Genomic DNA, 17,182 nt, shown 5'->3' on the forward strand with positions numbered 1-17,182 from the left:
TCAATCGCCTTCCGCTGCGATTCCAGAAGGACTCAGGCTTCGTCGTACGGTTCTTCGTCAGCCGCTTCTTCGGCAACCGCCTCTTCTTCCACTTCGACGAAGTCGTCCGAGACCGCAGTGACCACCTCTTCGAGCGCCATTGCGCGCCCTTCGAGCACCGCGTCGGCGATCGCACGCGCGTAGAGGCGCACGGCGCGAGCCGAGTCGTCGTTACCCGGAATCACGTAATCGATACCGTCGGGCGAATGATTGGTGTCGACCACCCCAACCACCGGAATCCCCAGTTTGTTCGCTTCGGCGACCGCGATCTTATGGTGGCCGACGTCGATCACGAAGATCGCATCCGGCAGATGTTCCATTTCACGAATACCACCAAGGCTCTTTTCGAGCTTGGCGATCTCCCGCTCCAGCCCGAGTTGCTCGCGCTTCGAAAGCTGTGCGACGGTACCGTCTTCGAACATCTGTTCGAGTTCGTTCAACCGCTTGATCGACTGGCGGACGGTCTTGAAGTTGGTGAGCATTCCACCGAGCCAGCGCTCATTGACGTAGGGCATGCCGCAACGCTCGGCCTCTTCGGCGATGATCTCTTTTGCTTGCCGTTTGGTTGCAACAAAGAGGATCGTACCCCTGTTTTGCGCGAGCCGACGCACGAATTCGGTAGCGCGGCGCAACCGCTCGACAGTATGTTCGAGGTTGATGATATGGATTTTGTTGCGTTCACCGAAGATGAACGGCGCCATCTTCGGGTTCCAGAAACGGGTTTGGTGACCGAAATGGACACCGGCTTCCAACAATTGACGCATCGAAACGTTCATGAAAGACTCCTTGACAAGGGTTGAACCTCCGCCCGCACAGCCGCTCAGTAACCTGAGACCCTTGTGCGACACGGGCGTGTGGATTTGCCCCTTCCGAAAGAAGGGGCGCCGAATTATACCACGAGGCCAGGATTACTCTTGCGGTGCGTCGAGATCGAACGCTTTGTGCAGCGCACGGACCGCAAGCTCGAGGTATTTTTCGTCGATCACCACCGAAATCTTGATCTCGGAAGTCGAAATCATCTGGATATTGATCCCTTCGTCGGCCAGCACTTTGAACATCTTCGCCGCAACCCCGGGATGCGAGCGCATCCCCACGCCGACGATCGACACTTTACAGACGCTGCGATCCCCTTCGACCGCGCGCGCGCCGAGCGCGCGCTTCACCTCTTCGAGAATACCCAACGCTTTTTTGAGATCGTTTTTCGAAACCGTGAAACTGAAATCGGTCGTTCCGTCGTGACCGACGTTTTGCACGATCATATCGACGTCGATGTTCGCCTCAGCGATCGGGCCAAGGATTTGGTACGCCACCCCCGGTTTGTCGGGCACACCCAAAAGGGTTACTTTCGCTTCGTCGCGGTTGAACGCGATTCCAGAGATGATCGGCTGTTCCATGGATTGTCCTTCCTCAACGGTAATCAAAGTCCCTTCACCGCCCTCCTCGAAACTCGAGAGGACACGCAATTTCACTTTGTATTTGCCGGCGAACTCGACCGAGCGGATCTGCAGCACCTTCGAGCCCATGCTCGCCATTTCGAGCATCTCCTCGAACGTGATGCAGTCGAGTTTGCGCGCTTCCGGAACGATCCGCGGGTCGGTGGTATAGACCCCATCGACATCGGTGTAGATTTGGCACTCGTCGGCCTGAAGCGCCGCAGCAACCGCCACTGCAGTCGTGTCCGAACCGCCGCGGCCCAACGTCGTCACGTCCCCCTCGACGTCGATCCCTTGGAAGCCCGCAACGATCACCACTTTCCCGGCGTCGAGCTCCCGTTCGATTGCCTCGCGCTCGATCGAAAGGATGCGCGCTTTGGTGTGCGCGCTGTCGGTATGGATCGGCACCTGCCAACCGGTGAAGCTCTTTGCAGGCACCCCGATCTCGTGCAGCGCGATCGCCAGAAGACCGATCGTGACTTGCTCACCGGTTGCGATCACTTGATCGACCTCACGCGGGTCAGGATTTTCGGAAAGTGCTTGGGTCAAAGCCACCAAACGGTTGGTTTCCCCGCTCATCGCGGAAACGACGACCACCACCCGGTGACCCTCGCGGTGGTACTGCGCAACCCGACGGGCAACGTTCTGGATCCGTTCGACCGAACCCACCGACGTCCCGCCATATTTTTGAACGATCAACGCCATGTCAAGCCCCTACCCTTTAGGAATCGGAAAACGGTGAGTGTAACAAATTGCGGCGGCGCACAAAACGGGCGGGATCGACTGCCGCTGCCAAGCGACGACTCACCGGCCACGGCTCGTCGGCGATTTGTGCCGCAAGGAGCTCGCCAGCGAGTGCCGCGATCGCAATTCCCCGTGCACCCAAGCCGTTGAACACCCACAGGCCGCTGTGCCACCGCTTCGGATCGTCCCAACGGCCACTCGGCGCGAGCGCGCCGACGATCGGCAGATGATCCTGCGTTGCGGCGCGCCAGGCGACTCGACCGGCCAAGCCAGCGTTCCGCATCGCGAGGTCCGTAGGTTGCCAATCGACCATCGCCTGCAGGCGCTGCCAATTGGCTTCGTGGTCGCTTTGGCGCAGGGTAGGATGCCAATCGTCCGGTGTCGCCGTCGCACCGAAGAGCAGAAAACCCTGTTCGGGCGGTATCACATAGCCGCTCCCCGTCACGACCACGCGTGGGCGCGCTTCGCGCGGATGGGGCAGACAACTCACTTGTCCTCGGACCGCGGTGAGCGGCAGCGCTGCCCCGGGATAGGCGGGCATCGCACCCCACATCATCCCGTCCCGAGCAAAAGACCGTGGCCAAGATGGAACCGCACCCGCCCCCGTAGCCAACACCACTGCGTCGAAATCCATGGACTGAGTCGATGCGCCACGGGCCTCTGCCGCAGGCGATGACCGCCACGCAACCCGCCAGCCGTTTTCGGTAGAAGTAATCGCCGTGACCTGTGCCGCCCAGATCGTCGCAAGCGGATACGCACGCAACCACGCAGCCACCAATGCGGGTGGGGTCACCCAGCCGCCACACGGAAACCACCAACCGCCGAAACGGGTCGTGACGCCTGCGCGGGCGCTCGCCTCGGATTGTGTCACCCAAGTGAGCAGCGATTCGGGCAACGCCAGTTGCGCAACGACCGCGCGCATCCGCGCCTCGTGCGCTTCCGATTTCGCGATCTGAAGCGCGCCACACCACCGCCCGATCGCGCCGAGTGCCGCCCACCGCGGCCAGCGGCTGCGCAAAGTGAGGAGCCCCGTTCGCGTCCATTGCGCCCAAAGGTTGTCGTCGAAACTGGGCAACCAACGCGCGGCCCCGGCGCAATTCCCAGACGCACCTTGGGCGGGCGCAGCGTGTGCGTCGAACAGGGTCACCGCGATTCCGCGTTCGGCAAGCGCAACGGCAACGCTCGCCCCGGCAAGCCCACCACCGACGACCGCAACCTGCTTGGGCACGGTGCGCGGTGGTGGTCCGTATGCTGGCGCTACTGCTTCGAGCCGCTCCCGTTTTCCTCCGAACCCGGGGCACCGCCGCACTTCGAGCCGATTCGCGGCAAGCGCACGGCGCACACGTCCCGCCGTACACCACGACGCGACCCGCGCGCCCGAGGCAAGCCGTTTCGCGAACGCGCCCAAAAGGGACTCCGACCACATCTCGGGATTCTTTGCTGGCGAAAAGCCATCGAGATAGAGCGCATCGAAGCGACCGGCAAGTGCCTCGACTGCCGTCATGGCCTCATGCCAGACCAACGTCAGCCGCACGCGGCCGCCATCCAGCCACAAGCGGTGAAACCCGGGAATCGGTAACGGATACTGTTCGAGCAGTTCGGCAACGAGCGGTCGCCAGCGCGGGTCGTTTTCGTACTGACGCCAAAATGCGCCCATCTCCTCACGATCGCGCGGGAAGGCGTCGATCGCAACGTAGTCGAGCGCGGCGCATCGTCCGGGATCGTGCTGCCACGCGCGCCAGGTCACGAAAAAATTGACGCCGAAACCGAACCCATTTTCCAGTAGCGCGAAATGACGACGACCCCGCCACCGCTCGGGCAATCCGACGCCGCGCAAGAAAACCGTTTCGGCTTGCCCCAGCGCGCCAGCACGGGTATGGTAAACGTCACCGAAGCGTTCTGAAAACGCCGCGCCATCGACCCAGCGCCAGTCGCGCATTGTCCGCTCACACCAGCCGATCGAGACGCGCCAGAGTCTCCCGTTTGCCCAATACCGCCACCACCTGATCGATCGCAGGCGACTGTTTCGTCCCCAGCAACACCACCCGCAATGGGACGCCCAATGTGGGCATCTTCACCCCACACGCCGCCAACGTTGCTTTCATCGCTGAAGCGATCGTTTCGGGGGTCCAATCCGTTTCCGAGAGCGTCGCCAAACGGGCACGGAAATCCCGCAAGACCGTCCGCGCCAGGTCGTCCAAATGCGCCGCAACGAGCTCGGCAGGAGGATGCACCGGCTGGTAGAACGGTAGGACCCAATCGGTAAGAACCTCCAGAGTGTCGGCGCGGTCGCGGTAGAGCGCAACCACCGCTTCGAGCTCCGGCCCTTTTTCCGGGTCGACTCCGCGGCGCGCTAAGCGCTCCGCAACCTCGCCCGCGAGCCGCGCAATAGGAGCCTCTTTGAGGTAATGGGCATTCACCCAGCGCAATTTATCGAAATCGAAACGGGCTGCAGAGGGCGTGATGTGGTCGAGATCGAACCAAGCGATCAGTTGCTCACGGGTGAACAGTTCGTCGTCGCCGTGGCTCCAACCGAGGCGCGCCAAGTAATTGACCATCGCCTCGGGCAGATACCCGTCCGCATGGTATTGCATCACCGAAACGGCGCCGTGGCGTTTCGACAATTTCTGTCCGTCGGGTCCCAGAATCATCGAGAGGTGGGCAAAGTGCGGCAGCGTTGCCCCCAGCGCATGATAGAGATGGATTTGCCGCGGCGTGTTGTTGACGTGGTCGTCACCCCGGATCACATGGGTAATCGCCATGTCCCAATCATCGACCACCACACAGAAATTGTAGGTAGGTGTACCGTCGGCGCGCGCGATCACGAAGTCGTCGAGTTCGCTGTTGTCGAATTCGATCCACCCTTTGACCAGGTCGTGCCACCCCACCTTACCACTCGTGGGCGCTTTGAAACGCACCACCGGGGGAACGCCGTCGGGAGGCGGAGGAAGCACTTTGCCCGGTTCGGGACGCCAGCGCCCATCGTATTTGGGTTTCAGTCCCTGCGCCCGCTGCGCCTCGCGCATCGCTTCGAGCTCTTCGGGCGTAGCATAGCAGTAATAGGCTTTCCCTTCGTTCAGCAACCGCTGGATCACTTCCCGATAGCGGTCCATACGCTGCGTTTGATAAAACGGCCCTTCGTCGTAATCAAGGCCGAGCCAATGGATCCCGTCGAGGATCGCCTGAACGGCTTGCGGCGTCGAACGCTCGCGATCGGTGTCTTCGATCCGCAGGATGAACTGTCCTTTGTGGTGGCGCGCGTAGGCCCAATTGAAGAGCGCGGTACGCGCACCCCCGAGATGAAGATAGCCAGTCGGACTGGGCGCAAAACGGGTTCGAACGCTCATCGTCTCTCCTTACGTCTCGTCAGCGGCTGGCCGCACGGCGAAGCCGGTCTCGCACCGCGGTGAGCAACGGGCTATCGCCTTCAGGGAGCGCAACCCACAGCTCCTGCGCTCCGCTTGCATCCAGGGTGCGCAGCGCCTGGTAGAGCTGCTGCGCGATCGCCGCGTCCGCTTCGGGTTGGGGTAGGCGTAACGTCTCTCCAGGCGTTTGAGGCCAATCGGGAGGAAACCAAACCGCGTGCGCGACCGATTCAGCACCTGTTGCCGTTTCCACAAAGCGTCGATACGCTTCCCGACACCACAGACGCAGCGGCGTCGTTGGTGCATAGTGCGAAGGCAACGCCCCAGGAACGCGCGGATCGTCCGCGCGCTCAGAACCGACAACCGCCGGTTTCACGCTCTCATGCACAGGAGCGCGCACCGTGATCGATAGCCCGGCCGCCTGTAACGTCTGCGCGATCTCGTCCGCACTCGCAGCACCGGGTCGTAGCACCACGGCACCGACCGATGCAAGACGGCTCAAATCGACGATCGTCGACTCGACCCCGACCGGCGTCGGACCCGCATCGGCAACCCAAAGCTCAAGCGTCGGAAATTCTTCCACGACGTGTTGCGCCGCAGTCGGCGAGACCCGACCAAAGCGGTTGGCCGAAGGGGCCACGACGCCTCGGCCAAGCTTTTCGATCACCGCCAGCGTGAAGGGTTGTTGCGGAACGCGAAGCGCGACGGTTGGTTGCCCTCCGGTCACCTCACGCAGTACCGTCGACTGTGCCGGCACGACCAGCGTCAGCGGCCCCGGCCAGAAACGCTCTGCGAGCACCGCCGCCGCACGTGGCCAAACGGCCGCATAGCGTGCTGCCATCGCAGCTGAAGCCAAATGGACGATCAAGGGGTGATCCGCGGGGCGACCCTTCGCGGCAAAGACCGCTCGAACCGCAGCCCCGTTCTCGGCATCTGCGGCAAGACCATAGACCGTTTCCGTAGGCAGCGCGACCAGAGCGCCTGAGGCCAAACGGGACGCAACCGCATCGACGCGATCCGCAGTTGCCGGTATCAGGGTGGGCCGATCAGGATGCACCATGCGCCCCTCACGCCCACCCGTTCGTCGGCAATCCCAGTTGTTGGCGCGCGGCACACACCGTTTGCCGAACTGCTTCCCATGAGGAACCTGTAACGGTGAAGTGCCCCATTTTGCGCCCAGGCCTAGGTTCGTGCTTGCCGTAGAGGTGCAGCGCCACTCCGGGCAACGCCAGGAGCCGCTCCCACTCGGGTTCCCGCCGGGTTCCATCGGCGGCGAACCAAAGATCCCCCAAGAGGTTGTTCATCACTGCGAGGGAGTGGGTCCGAACCGGGGCAAGCGGCAGCGCACAAAGCGCGCGCACCTGTTGCTCGAACTGCGAAACGGAACAGGCGTCGATCGTATGGTGCCCACTGTTGTGCGGGCGCGGCGCCATCTCATTGACCGTGAGGAGCCCGTCGTCCGTATAAAAAAACTCGACGCCCAACACCCCAACGTAGTCGAGCGCCGCAGTGAGACGCAACGCCACATCGAGCGCCTGTACTCGGATCGCTTCCGGCAAAGAAGCCGGCGCGGTCGTCGTATCGAGGATGCCGTTGCGATGAACGTTTTCCCCGGGCGGAAACGCCTCGGCAGTCCCATCGACACCACGGGCCAAGACAACAGAGAGCTCGGCTGCCAACCCCAACCGCTTTTCGAGCACGCACGGAACGCGACCCAGCGATTCCCAAGCGGAAAGGAGCGCATCAGAGGTCTGGACCGAGCGCTGCCCTTTACCGTCGTACCCCAGCCGAGCCGTCTTCAAAATCGCAGGATAAGCCGACGGCGGTACCGCAGCGCAGTCGTCAGCCGACTCGATCACCCAGAACGGACCATGAGGCAAGCCATTCGCCGCAAGGAACCGCTTTTCCTTGCGGCGATCCTGGCACACTTCCACCGCATCCGCCCCCGGACGCACCGGAATCGCGCGCGCCAACGCACGCAGCGCTTCAGCCGGAACGTTTTCGAATTCCGTGGTTGCCGCCGCGCAATGTCGTGCAATTTCGGCAAGCGCGTCGGCATCGTCGTACGGCGCAACCAGATGACGGTCGGCGATCCGCCCCGCTGGCGCGCTGGGATCCGGATCGAGCACCCAGACACGAAAACCCAGCTCCTGCGCAGCGCGCACGAAAAAGCGGCCCAACTGCCCACCCCCCAACACCGCCAGCGTTGCTGGCGGAACGATTGGTTGCGGCACCCCTTTTGCGCCCATCTTCGTCTAGCGATCCACCAACGTCATCGCGTCCACAGCGGCCACCTGTTCGTTTCGGAATGCCGTTAGTTTTGCGGCCAGTCCGTCATCGGTGGTCGCCAACATCGCCACGGCAAAGAGCGCCGCATTCGCCGCCCCCGCTTCGCCGATCGCGAACGTTGCAACGGGAACCCCTTTGGGCATCTGCACGATCGAATAGAGCGAATCGACCCCGGAAAGGGCGCTGCTTGGCACCGGCACGCCCAAAACGGGTAGCGTCGTCTTCGCCGCGATCATTCCCGGCAAATGGGCTGCGCCGCCAGCCCCCGCAATGATGGCCCGCAAGCCACGCACCGCCGCGCTCTCCGCGTACGCGAACATCCAGTCCGGGGTTCGGTGCGCCGAAACCACCAACGCTTCGAAAGCGACCCCGAAACGTTGCAACACATCGGCCGCAGCGCGCATCATCGGCCAATCCGATTCCGAACCCATCACGATACCCACGAGGGGGTTTGCGCCAAAACATTTTACCCGTTCGTAGCGCAAGAGGGCGCGCACCGTTTCAGGCAAAGCCCCGTTGTGCGCGTCGCTAACTTCTGAAGCGATGGCACTCATCACGATCCCTCCTGGGATTGCAACTGACGTTCCGCTGCAGTGACGGTATTGGCTAAGAGCATCGCGATCGTCATCGGCCCCACACCGCCAGGCACTGGCGTGATCGCTTTGGCAACAGGTTCAGCCGAGGCGAAATCGACATCCCCGACGAGCCGCCCATCGTCCAGGCGATTGATCCCGACGTCGATCACCACCGCCCCCGGCTTGATCATCGCGCCGGTGACCAACCCCGGCCGACCCACGGCCACCACCAGCACGTCGGCGCGCCGCGTCACAGCGGCAAGGTCACGCGTTCGCGAATGCGCGATGGTCACCGTAGCGCCTGCCTGCAGCAGTAACGCCGCCATGGGTTTGCCCACGATATTCGAGCGGCCGACGATCACCGCTTCCGCACCGACGAGATCGACGGTGGCTTCGGCCAAAAGCCGCATCACCCCAGCCGGGGTGCAGGGCGCGAAACAGTGACGCCCCTGCCAAAGCCGTCCGAGGTTTTCGGCGTGGAACCCGTCGACGTCTTTGGCGAGCGCGATCCGCTCGATCACCTCGGTTTCGTCGAACTGCGGCGGAAGCGGTAGTTGTACCAGAATGCCATGCACCGTTGGGTCGGCGTTCAACGCGTCAATCGCCGCAAAGACATCTGCCGGCGCACAATCGGCAGGAAAGCGAAAAGCTCGGGATTCGATGCCGACGTCACCGCAAGCAGCGATCTTGTTGCGCACATAGACTTGAGAGGCGGGGTCGTCACCGACCAGGATCACCGCCAGCGTGGGGCTCACGCCTTGAGCGGTCAATCGGGCAACGGAGGTTTTGAGTTCGGCGCGAACGCGCGCCGCTAGCGCTTTGCCGTCGAGGATCATCGCTTTTCCTCAAAAAAATAGGCCGGCAAATCCGGCCTTGAGCGATTCGGTGGGGCGACATACCGGATTCGAACCGGTGACACCTGGAGCCACAATCCAGTGCTCTACCAACTGAGCTAATGCCGCCACAATATTCAGAAACCTTGTCCGTGGCCTGCCCGACAGGGATCGAACCTGTAACCCCCGGCTTAGAAGGCCGGTGCTCTATCCAGTTGAGCTACGGGCAGATCACCGAAGCTCTTCCCCGTCGGAACGACGGCAGGCAGTCTGGTCGGGGTGGAGGGATTCGAACCCCCGACATCTTGCTCCCAAAGCAAGCGCGCTACCAGACTGCGCTACACCCCGGAAGACCGAGATATTACTGAATCACCGACGGATTGTCAATCGCTGGGTAGCACGATCCACGAAGAGACCCAACAGCCACTACCCGAGAGGAGCGTGCTACCGGACTGTCCGTACCCTATCGGAACGATTGCCAAAATCGATTGGATTGTCATCGACCCTTTTCTATACTGCCCCAAGGCCACTGCTGATGCCCTGGCCGTACCTCAAAACCGAACCAACGTGGACAGGAGAAAGAAGATGCGTGATACCGCAAAGGCAAGCGGCTGCCCCTTTCATACCGGCGCAGCAACCACTGCCGATCCCAAAAACGACCCCTACGCCTGGTGGCCTTCGGCGCTCAACGTCGAAATCCTTCACCAGCACGACACGAAAAGCAACCCCTTACCGGATTTCAACTACCGTGAAGCGGTTCGAACATTGGACGTCGAAGCGCTCAAAGCCGATCTGCGTAAGCTGATGACCGAGAGTCAGCCCTGGTGGCCTGCCGATTATGGACATTACGGTGGGTTATTCATCCGTATGGCCTGGCATGCGGCCGGTTCCTACCGCGCAGCGGACGGACGTGGTGGCGCCAACACCGGTAATCAGCGTTTTGCGCCACTCAACTCATGGCCGGACAACGCCAATCTGGACAAAGCACGCCGTCTTTTGTGGCCAATCAAAAAGAAATACGGTAACAAAATTTCCTGGGCCGATCTCATCGTTTTGGCAGGAAACGTCGCGTACGAGTCGATGGGACTCAAAACGTATGGCTTCGCCTTTGGGCGCGAAGACATTTGGCACCCCGAGAAAGACGTCTATTGGGGATCGGAGCAGGAGTGGCTTGCGCCGAGCGACCACCGCTACGCAGATCTCGACAACCCAGAATCGCTCGAGAATCCGCTGGCTGCAGTGCAGATGGGTCTGATATACGTCAACCCCGAAGGGGTCAACGGACAACCCGACCCGCGCAAAACCGCACAGCACGTACGTATCACTTTTGCGCGCATGGGGATGAACGACGAAGAGACCGTTGCGCTCACCGCTGGCGGCCACACTGTCGGAAAAGCGCACGGTAACGGTAACCCCTCGCACCTTGGGCCTGCCCCCGAAGGCGCTGAAATCGAGGACCAAGGATTGGGATGGCTCAACAAAACCACGCGAGGTGTCGGTCGCGACACCGTGACGAGTGGACTGGAAGGTGCGTGGACCCCGACGCCGACGCAGTGGGACAACAGTTACTTCGACCTGCTTTTCGGTTACGAGTGGGAATTGACCAAGAGTCCGGCAGGGGCGTGGCAATGGCAACCCATCGGCATCCGTCCGGAACACATGCCACCAGATCCAGAAGATCCCAGCAAGCGGACCATGCCCATGATGACGGACGCAGACATGGCGCTCAAGGTGGATCCGATCTATCGCCCGATCGCTGAGCGCTTCTGGCGTGATCCAGAGTATTTCAGCCAAGTTTTTGCCCGGGCCTGGTTCAAACTCCTGCATCGCGACATGGGACCGCGAACACGCTATATCGGCCCGGAAGCGCCGCAAGAAGACCTCATATGGCAAGACCCTGTCCCACCCGGACCACGCGATTACGACGTAGGAGCGGTGAAACGGGCGATTCGCAACAGCGGCCTCACCGTCCCAGAACTGATCGCCACCGCTTGGGACAGCGCGCGAACGTTCCGCTGCTCCGATTACCGGGGCGGAGCAAACGGTGCCCGCATTCGCCTCGAACCGCAGCGCCGCTGGGAAGCCAATGAGCCGGAACGGCTGGAAAAGGTCCTTTCTGTCCTGGAGCCGATCGCGCACCACTATGGTGCCAGTGTCGCGGACGTGATCGTACTGGGCGGCAACGTGGCCATCGAAATTGCCGCCGAACGCGCCGGTTATGCGATCGAAGTCCCCTTCGCGCCTGGTCGTGGCGACGCCACGCAAGAATGGACCGATGTCGATTCGTTCGATTGGTTGCGACCGCTCGCCGATGGTTTTCGCAATTATTTGAGCCCACAATACCATCGACTTCGGACGCGACAACGGCCGGAAGAATTGCTCATCGACCGAGCCCATTTGCTGGGTTTAACCGCACCTGAGATGACCGTATTGATCGGTGGGCTGCGTGTGTTAGGCGCCAATTACCAGAACGCGCCCGAAGGAGTCTTCACGGATCGCGTTGGTACCCTGAGTACCGACTTCTTCGTTCATCTCACCGACATGAAATACCGTTGGGCGACGCTCGCAGACAACCGGTATGCTCTGATCGACCGAGAAAGTGGAGAAACGCGATTCACGGCAACTCGCGTCGATCTGGTCTTTGGCTCCAATTCGATTTTGCGCGCCTATGCGGAGGTGTACGCGCAAGACGACGCGCACGAGAAGTTCGTTCGCGACTTCGTGCGGGCCTGGACCAAGGTGATGAACGCAGACCGCTACGATCTCCGGCCATAATCTTCGCAAAGCGTCGGTGATTGGTTATGATTGCCTACCGCGACAAAGAATGGCAGCGATGAAAAAGAAGATCCTGGTTACCCGCTGGATTTTTCCCGAAATCATCGAACGGCTTGCCGCGTCGTGCGTGGTCGACTTTCATGACCAAGACACCGCGCTTCCCCCTGAAATGTTGGCGGATCGCTTGGCTGACAAAGACGGTGCCATCACCTTTCTCACGGATCGCATCGACGGCACTGTCCTTGCACACGCCAAGCGCTTGAAAGTGGTGAGCAACGTCGCGGTTGGCTACAACAATTTCGACTTGGCCGCGCTGACGCGCGCTGGCGTGATGGCGACCAATACGCCCGACGTGCTGACGGAGACTACTGCCGACACGGTTTGGGCCTTGCTGTTGGCCAGTGCCCGTCGTGTGGTTGCCGCTGACAAATGGGTACGGGCAGGAAATTGGAAAGGTTGGCAGTTCCACGATCCGTGGTATGGACAGGACGTTCACCACGCGACACTCGGTATCTTGGGCATGGGGCGCATCGGACGCGCGGTTGCGCGACGCGCCAGTGGATTTGCGATGCGGGTGCTCTATCACAACCGCCATCGCCTACCGCCTGAGTCGGAAGCTGGAGCGCAGTGGGTAGCGTTCGACGAACTGCTGGCGCAAAGCGATTTTTTGGTCGTGATGATTCCCTACTCACCGGCCGTGCACCATCTCATCGACGCCGAAGCGCTTGCGCGCATGAAACCCACCGCGCACCTCATCAACGTGGCACGCGGAGGGATCGTCGATGAGGCTGCGCTCATCGAAGCGCTGCAACACAACCGGATCGCAGGGGCAGCACTCGACGTTTTCGAAAACGAGCCGCACGTCGATCCCCGCTTTTTCGCGTTAGAGAACGTCGTCCTCACGCCCCACATCGGCTCATCGACACGGGCAACCCGTTTCGCGATGGCCTCGCTGGCTGCCGACAATCTGCTGGCGGCATTAGCAGGGCGCCGTCCCCCCAACCTGTTGAATCCAGAGGTTTTGGCCTCCTAACGTTTCGACGGGCACGGGCGCGTGCGTACCCGCGTCAGAACACCCGATGCGTGAGCGCCGGCAGTTGCGCGCGCACTGCGTCGAGCACGTCGCGGCGCCACTCAGCCATGACCCAACCCGTGCCTTCTGCATAAAGCGCTTGGACACTCCCCCAGGGATCGATCAGCATCGAGTGACCCCAGGTGCGGCGACCGCTCTCATGCCGCCCCCCTTGCGCACTCGCCGCGACATAGCAAAGGTTTTCGATTGCCCGGGCGCGCAGCAACACCTCCCAGTGCGCCTGACCGGTGGTGTGGGTGAACGCTGCGGGCAACACGATCGCGTCGACCGGCGCCACGCGGCGGAACAATTCGGGGAACCGCAGGTCGTAGCAGACGCCGAGGGTAAAGCGCCACCCTTCGAGGAGAAAGGTCACCACCTCCGTGCCCGCTTCGATTTCCCGCGCTTCATCGTACGATTCTGCCCCTTTTTGAAAACGGAAGAGATGGACCTTGTCGTAACGGGCCTGCACGTTCCCAGAGCGATCGAAAACGAGGCAGCTGTTGCGCATTCGATCCGGGTCGTTCGCTTCGAGCGGGATCGTGCCGCCGATCAACCAAACGCCATACGTTTGCGCCCATCGTGCCATCGCAGCCTGCAATGGCCCGTCACCCCAGCGTTCGCGAAGCGCAAGCCGCACCGCCATGTCACGATGGATGATCGGCCAGTACTCCGGCAATACGACAACGTCCGCGCCGGCTTGGGCAGCACTGGCAACCAGCCGCTCCGCGGTTGCCACATTCTCCTCGACCCGGGGGGTACTCACCATTTGCACCACCGCCACCTGCAAGGTTGCCAAATCGGATGACATCGCATGACTCCTCATCACTCGTTGGGTGGATTGTCCCGCAAAGCGGTCACTTTCGGTGCACGCCATGAGCCGCTGACCCGATAGCGTTGCACAAGAATCTGACCCAACGGGTCGCCTAGAATCTGTTGCCCCAGGAACGTGAGCAACCCCGCTACGGGATTGACGAACGCGATCGCCGTCGCAGCAGTGTTCCCAAGGCGCGGCACCACACGGACCTCCAATTCTTGCGTCTCGGCATCGAGATCGATGCTGCCGGCAAGCTGGGTCAATGCCACCGGCGCATCGATCGTGAGATCCGATGTGGTCAGATAACCGTTCGCGACGGCGAAACTGCCCATCAAGCGGTCGTACGCCAACCCTTTTTGGGTGAGATCGCGGAAATCGAGCTGCAAGCGACGAAAAAGCATCGGCAGACTGAAAACGGTGAGCAACTTTCCGGCTCCGGGCTCGATTTCGGTAAATACGCCTTTTTCGAGAGCAATCGACCCGGTACCTTCCAATGTGCGCCACCTAAAGTCGAGCGGGCTCCCTGGCCAAGAAAGCGTCGCGTCGATGGTGCCCTGTCCCTTCTCTATCTCAGACAATTGCCACACGGTTGCCAACGTGGCGCCAAAATCGCCGATCTGGGCTTCGATATGCCAAGTGCTGCGGGTGCTTCTCCCCCCGCCAGTTGCATGTGGCTCCCAGGAACCACGACCGCGAAGCCGATAGCGACCGGGTTGCACCAAAAGCGCGTCCTGAATCCGCCAGGTAGCGCCATCTTGCGCCGTAACCAGCGCGAACCGCCCCAACGGAGCATCGGCAACGCGCAAATCGGCAACCGTGACGCGCGCCGTGGGCCAGCGACTGGGATCTAGAGCCGCGATACGGTTGGAATCGCGCGTTGCGTTTCCCGAGGAAGGTTGCGAATCGTTCCGGGGTATTTGCTTCTGCGGCGGAATCCACAGGCGGTCGAATTCGGCCTCGAAACGGTCGATCCGCTCCCCGCGGCGCGTCACCGTACCACTGCCGACCACCTCCTGCGCCCGAACCCGGAAATCCCACTGCGCTAGGCGTGCATTGGCCGAGAACCGGACCTGATGCCACGTGCGCTCGAGCGCAATCAATTGGTCGACGGCAAGGGTGAGCGACGGCCAAGCTTCCTGCTGCGCTTGCCCCATTTCGTCCAACAGCGAATCCCACGCGTCGAGATCGAGTCGTTCAAGCGCAACCGCGATCGCCCCGTTGGGTACAGCAGGCGGAAGCGCCACTGAGCCGATCGCCACGGCCCACGCGCCCGTCAGTGTCCGTTGCCAACGCAACCGATCGGCTAGTGTCACCGATGCCTGCCATCCGTTCTTCGTCACCTCCCCTTCTGCCTGCAGCGACCACCGTTCGCCTGCACGCTTGGTAAGCGGGTCGGGTAACGCGAGGGCCAGTCCATCGCCATCGCTCGTTGCACGCCAACGAATCACCCCGTCCGGTGTCCAGGTCACGTGTGCGCGCACCGGCGTCGTGCCTTGCAATGCAGCCGATGGCAAGCCCAGCTGCTGGGCCAACGTTTTGCCGCTCAGCATTGCTGTGACCGCCACTTCGGAACGGGCGCCGTCTGGCCACGTGAGCTGAATCGGGATCTCACCCCATACGCCGTTACCTTCTGCGGAGCGAACGCCGTTTGCGTCGAAACGGATCGTCGCTTTCCCCTTGGTCAATGGCCAAGCAGCGACCGCAGCCGGTACGGTAAAGCGGTCCAACATCAAGGTTCCCGCAACGCCCACGGCACCTTCGGAAAGCGGGATCGTGAGCGCAAGGTCCAGGTGCGCATCCCCTTGCGCTTGCCATGATTGGAGCTGCGCGAGAGGGAGGTCTTTGGCAAGCGGCGAGTGCCCCAGGTAGCGCAACACGTTAGGCCAGCGCCCTTTGACCGTTCCCTGCACCATGAGCACCGGCGCATCTGCCCCCAGGTCCGGGATCGTCGCGACAACGGGTGCAAAGCGCAGTGTCTCCGCGTGCGCGTCATGGACTTCGATATGAAGCGCTTCGTTGCGGAAACGCACCATGGCACGTTCGATCGTCACCGCCGGCCAACGGGGATCGAATTGCAATGTCACCCCTTGCACTGGGATTTCGACCGAAAAGACCCCTTCGCCATCACGAAAAGGAAACGCTGCCAACGGCCCTTCGATCGCCATATGGGCCGCAGGAATCTTACCTTGGACAAAAGCGCGACCCAACCAATCGACAGTGGTCTGCCCCACGGCAGCAGGCGGAAAATAGCGGGCGAACCGTTCCAGATCCACCGCTTCGATCACCGCGTGCATCGCCAACCGCCGCGCGGTGGGGCGCTCGAGTGCCTCGAGCACGCCACTAGCCGTAACACGACCTTCCGGGGTAACTGCATGAAAGCGTTCGGTATGCACGGTATACCCGGTAGCGGAATCATAGTGCCAGCGCCCCTGCCAAGCCACGTCGGTAAACGTTTGCACCCTTTCGGCAAACCACCCTTCGGGCCACTGCCACACGCTTTTCGCCGCACGAACGGAAAAAACGCCCTCTGCGCGGCTACCGCGCAACGCACCGGAGATCCCGCTTACTCCAGGAAACTTAGGCGAAGGGGGCAGTGACAATTCGGAAAATTGCACCGCCACCTGGGTGATCGTACGCTCAACACCCTGCACCGTTGCCGCCAATTCCGCGAAATTGGGTAGGACGAACGCCTCTGCAGCGCGGTCGGCTCCCCCCGCTTGGCCTTTCGTCCAGGTCGCCAAGAACGGCTGCCACGCCTCTCCCGTGATTCCAGCCGCATGCCATTGCAGCTGCCATTGCCGATCGAAGAGGTGGAGCGTCCCGGAAAGCTTTTCCAGCCCGACCCCTTGTGCGGTAAACGCGATCTGCCACCCTTCCTGCCAAGACCAACGCCCTTCCGCGCTTCCCCAGAAAAGCGGTTCGCCACCAGCGTGATCCAGCACCTGCCAGCGGGTAACGCGCCACTGAGGCGACGACCACGTGTGCCATTGCCCTTCCACCTTCTCGAGCGCGATGGGCACCCCCACCGTTGTGCGCAACCACGCTTCGATCGCGGGGCGAAACCAGTCGAGATTGGGCCACACCAACCAGCGCGCAGCGGCAAACGTAAGCAGCGCCACCATGCCAGCCATGACCCAAGCGAATGCAAATGGGCGCCAGGCGCCGTGCCACGTGCGCACCTCCGTCATGCTCCGACCATCCTTTCTGTCATCCCCTTAGCGCTGCTACCCATTATAATGG

12 protein-coding genes and 3 tRNA genes are annotated in these 17,182 nt (G+C 61.8%); 2 read left to right on the forward strand and 13 right to left on the reverse strand.

What is annotated here, in order from left to right; all coding sequences use genetic code 11:
* Positions 1–32 precede the first annotated feature (32 nt).
* The 11 genes from rpsB to KUL93_RS00140 all read right to left on the reverse strand — a co-directional run bounded on the left by rpsB (position 33) and on the right by KUL93_RS00140 (position 9,626).
* Complete coding sequence (rpsB, locus tag KUL93_RS00090; protein ID WP_217125099.1) at positions 33–815, reverse strand: 30S ribosomal protein S2; 783 nt, start codon at positions 813–815, stop codon at positions 33–35.
* Positions 816–947: 132 nt separating this feature from the next.
* Complete coding sequence (locus tag KUL93_RS00095) at positions 948–2,177, reverse strand: aspartate kinase (RefSeq protein ID WP_217125100.1); 1,230 nt, start codon at positions 2,175–2,177, stop codon at positions 948–950.
* Positions 2,178–2,193: 16 nt separating this feature from the next.
* The gene (gene mnmC / locus KUL93_RS00100; protein WP_217125101.1) at positions 2,194–4,155 is read right to left on the reverse strand and encodes a bifunctional tRNA (5-methylaminomethyl-2-thiouridine)(34)-methyltransferase MnmC2/FAD-dependent 5-carboxymethylaminomethyl-2-thiouridine(34) oxidoreductase MnmC1; all 1,962 of its coding nucleotides are present in this window, start codon (positions 4,153–4,155) and stop codon (positions 2,194–2,196) included.
* 7 nt (positions 4,156–4,162) lie between these two features.
* The gene (gene gltX, locus KUL93_RS00105; RefSeq protein ID WP_217125102.1) at positions 4,163–5,563 is read right to left on the reverse strand and encodes a glutamate--tRNA ligase; all 1,401 of its coding nucleotides are present in this window, start codon (positions 5,561–5,563) and stop codon (positions 4,163–4,165) included.
* A gap of 19 nt (positions 5,564–5,582) precedes the next feature.
* On the reverse strand, positions 5,583–6,641 hold the full coding sequence (locus KUL93_RS00110) for an L-threonylcarbamoyladenylate synthase (RefSeq protein ID WP_217125103.1): 1,059 nt from the start codon (positions 6,639–6,641) through the stop codon (positions 5,583–5,585).
* Between the two features lie 7 nt (positions 6,642–6,648).
* Positions 6,649–7,830, reverse strand: a complete 1,182-nt coding sequence (locus KUL93_RS00115; RefSeq protein WP_249419149.1) for a 5-(carboxyamino)imidazole ribonucleotide synthase — start codon at positions 7,828–7,830, stop codon at positions 6,649–6,651.
* A 6-nt stretch (positions 7,831–7,836) separates the two neighbouring features.
* The gene (purE, locus tag KUL93_RS00120) at positions 7,837–8,301 is read right to left on the reverse strand and encodes a 5-(carboxyamino)imidazole ribonucleotide mutase (protein ID WP_249419158.1); all 465 of its coding nucleotides are present in this window, start codon (positions 8,299–8,301) and stop codon (positions 7,837–7,839) included.
* Between the two features lie 122 nt (positions 8,302–8,423).
* The gene (folD, locus tag KUL93_RS00125; protein ID WP_217125106.1) at positions 8,424–9,281 is read right to left on the reverse strand and encodes a bifunctional methylenetetrahydrofolate dehydrogenase/methenyltetrahydrofolate cyclohydrolase FolD; all 858 of its coding nucleotides are present in this window, start codon (positions 9,279–9,281) and stop codon (positions 8,424–8,426) included.
* A gap of 50 nt (positions 9,282–9,331) precedes the next feature.
* A tRNA-His gene (locus KUL93_RS00130) sits at positions 9,332–9,407 on the reverse strand.
* A 24-nt stretch (positions 9,408–9,431) separates the two neighbouring features.
* A tRNA-Arg gene (locus tag KUL93_RS00135) sits at positions 9,432–9,508 on the reverse strand.
* A gap of 41 nt (positions 9,509–9,549) precedes the next feature.
* Positions 9,550–9,626, reverse strand: a tRNA-Pro gene (locus KUL93_RS00140).
* 237 nt (positions 9,627–9,863) lie between these two features.
* Here KUL93_RS00140 and katG point away from each other — a divergent pair.
* Both katG and KUL93_RS00150 read left to right on the forward strand, forming a co-directional pair.
* Entirely contained in the window at positions 9,864–12,053 is a 2,190-nt protein-coding gene (katG, locus tag KUL93_RS00145) for a catalase/peroxidase HPI (RefSeq protein WP_217125107.1), read from the forward strand.
* A 58-nt stretch (positions 12,054–12,111) separates the two neighbouring features.
* On the forward strand, positions 12,112–13,086 hold the full coding sequence (locus KUL93_RS00150; protein WP_217125108.1) for a 2-hydroxyacid dehydrogenase: 975 nt from the start codon (positions 12,112–12,114) through the stop codon (positions 13,084–13,086).
* 34 nt (positions 13,087–13,120) lie between these two features.
* On the opposite strand, the gene KUL93_RS00155 is transcribed toward KUL93_RS00150, so the two are convergent.
* Both KUL93_RS00155 and KUL93_RS00160 read right to left on the reverse strand, forming a co-directional pair.
* A complete protein-coding gene (locus KUL93_RS00155) occupies positions 13,121–13,936 on the reverse strand; it encodes a carbon-nitrogen hydrolase family protein (protein WP_217125109.1) in 816 nt (271 codons plus the stop codon).
* A gap of 14 nt (positions 13,937–13,950) precedes the next feature.
* Positions 13,951–17,130, reverse strand: a complete 3,180-nt coding sequence (locus tag KUL93_RS00160) for a YhdP family phospholipid transporter (RefSeq protein WP_217125110.1) — start codon at positions 17,128–17,130, stop codon at positions 13,951–13,953.
* Positions 17,131–17,182: the final 52 nt, after the last annotated feature.

Origin of the sequence: Hydrogenophilus thiooxidans, assembly GCF_019049855.1 — a bacterium.
GTDB lineage: Bacteria > Pseudomonadota > Gammaproteobacteria > Burkholderiales > Rhodocyclaceae > Hydrogenophilus > Hydrogenophilus thiooxidans.

Coding starts and splice junctions, on each gene's coding strand:
- rpsB (WP_217125099.1), bottom strand. CDS start 815: ATGAACGTTTCGATGCGTCAATTGTTGGAAGCCGGTGTCCATTTCGGT.
- KUL93_RS00095 (WP_217125100.1), bottom strand. CDS start 2,177: ATGGCGTTGATCGTTCAAAAATATGGCGGGACGTCGGTGGGTTCGGTC.
- mnmC (WP_217125101.1), bottom strand. CDS start 4,155: ATGCGCGACTGGCGCTGGGTCGATGGCGCGGCGTTTTCAGAACGCTTC.
- gltX (WP_217125102.1), bottom strand. CDS start 5,563: ATGAGCGTTCGAACCCGTTTTGCGCCCAGTCCGACTGGCTATCTTCAT.
- KUL93_RS00110 (WP_217125103.1), bottom strand. CDS start 6,641: ATGGTGCATCCTGATCGGCCCACCCTGATACCGGCAACTGCGGATCGC.
- KUL93_RS00115 (WP_249419149.1), bottom strand. CDS start 7,830: ATGGGCGCAAAAGGGGTGCCGCAACCAATCGTTCCGCCAGCAACGCTG.
- purE (WP_249419158.1), bottom strand. CDS start 8,301: ATGGGTTCGGAATCGGATTGGCCGATGATGCGCGCTGCGGCCGATGTG.
- folD (WP_217125106.1), bottom strand. CDS start 9,281: ATGATCCTCGACGGCAAAGCGCTAGCGGCGCGCGTTCGCGCCGAACTC.
- katG (WP_217125107.1), top strand. CDS start 9,864: ATGCGTGATACCGCAAAGGCAAGCGGCTGCCCCTTTCATACCGGCGCA.
- KUL93_RS00150 (WP_217125108.1), top strand. CDS start 12,112: ATGAAAAAGAAGATCCTGGTTACCCGCTGGATTTTTCCCGAAATCATC.
- KUL93_RS00155 (WP_217125109.1), bottom strand. CDS start 13,936: ATGTCATCCGATTTGGCAACCTTGCAGGTGGCGGTGGTGCAAATGGTG.
- KUL93_RS00160 (WP_217125110.1), bottom strand. CDS start 17,130: ATGACGGAGGTGCGCACGTGGCACGGCGCCTGGCGCCCATTTGCATTC.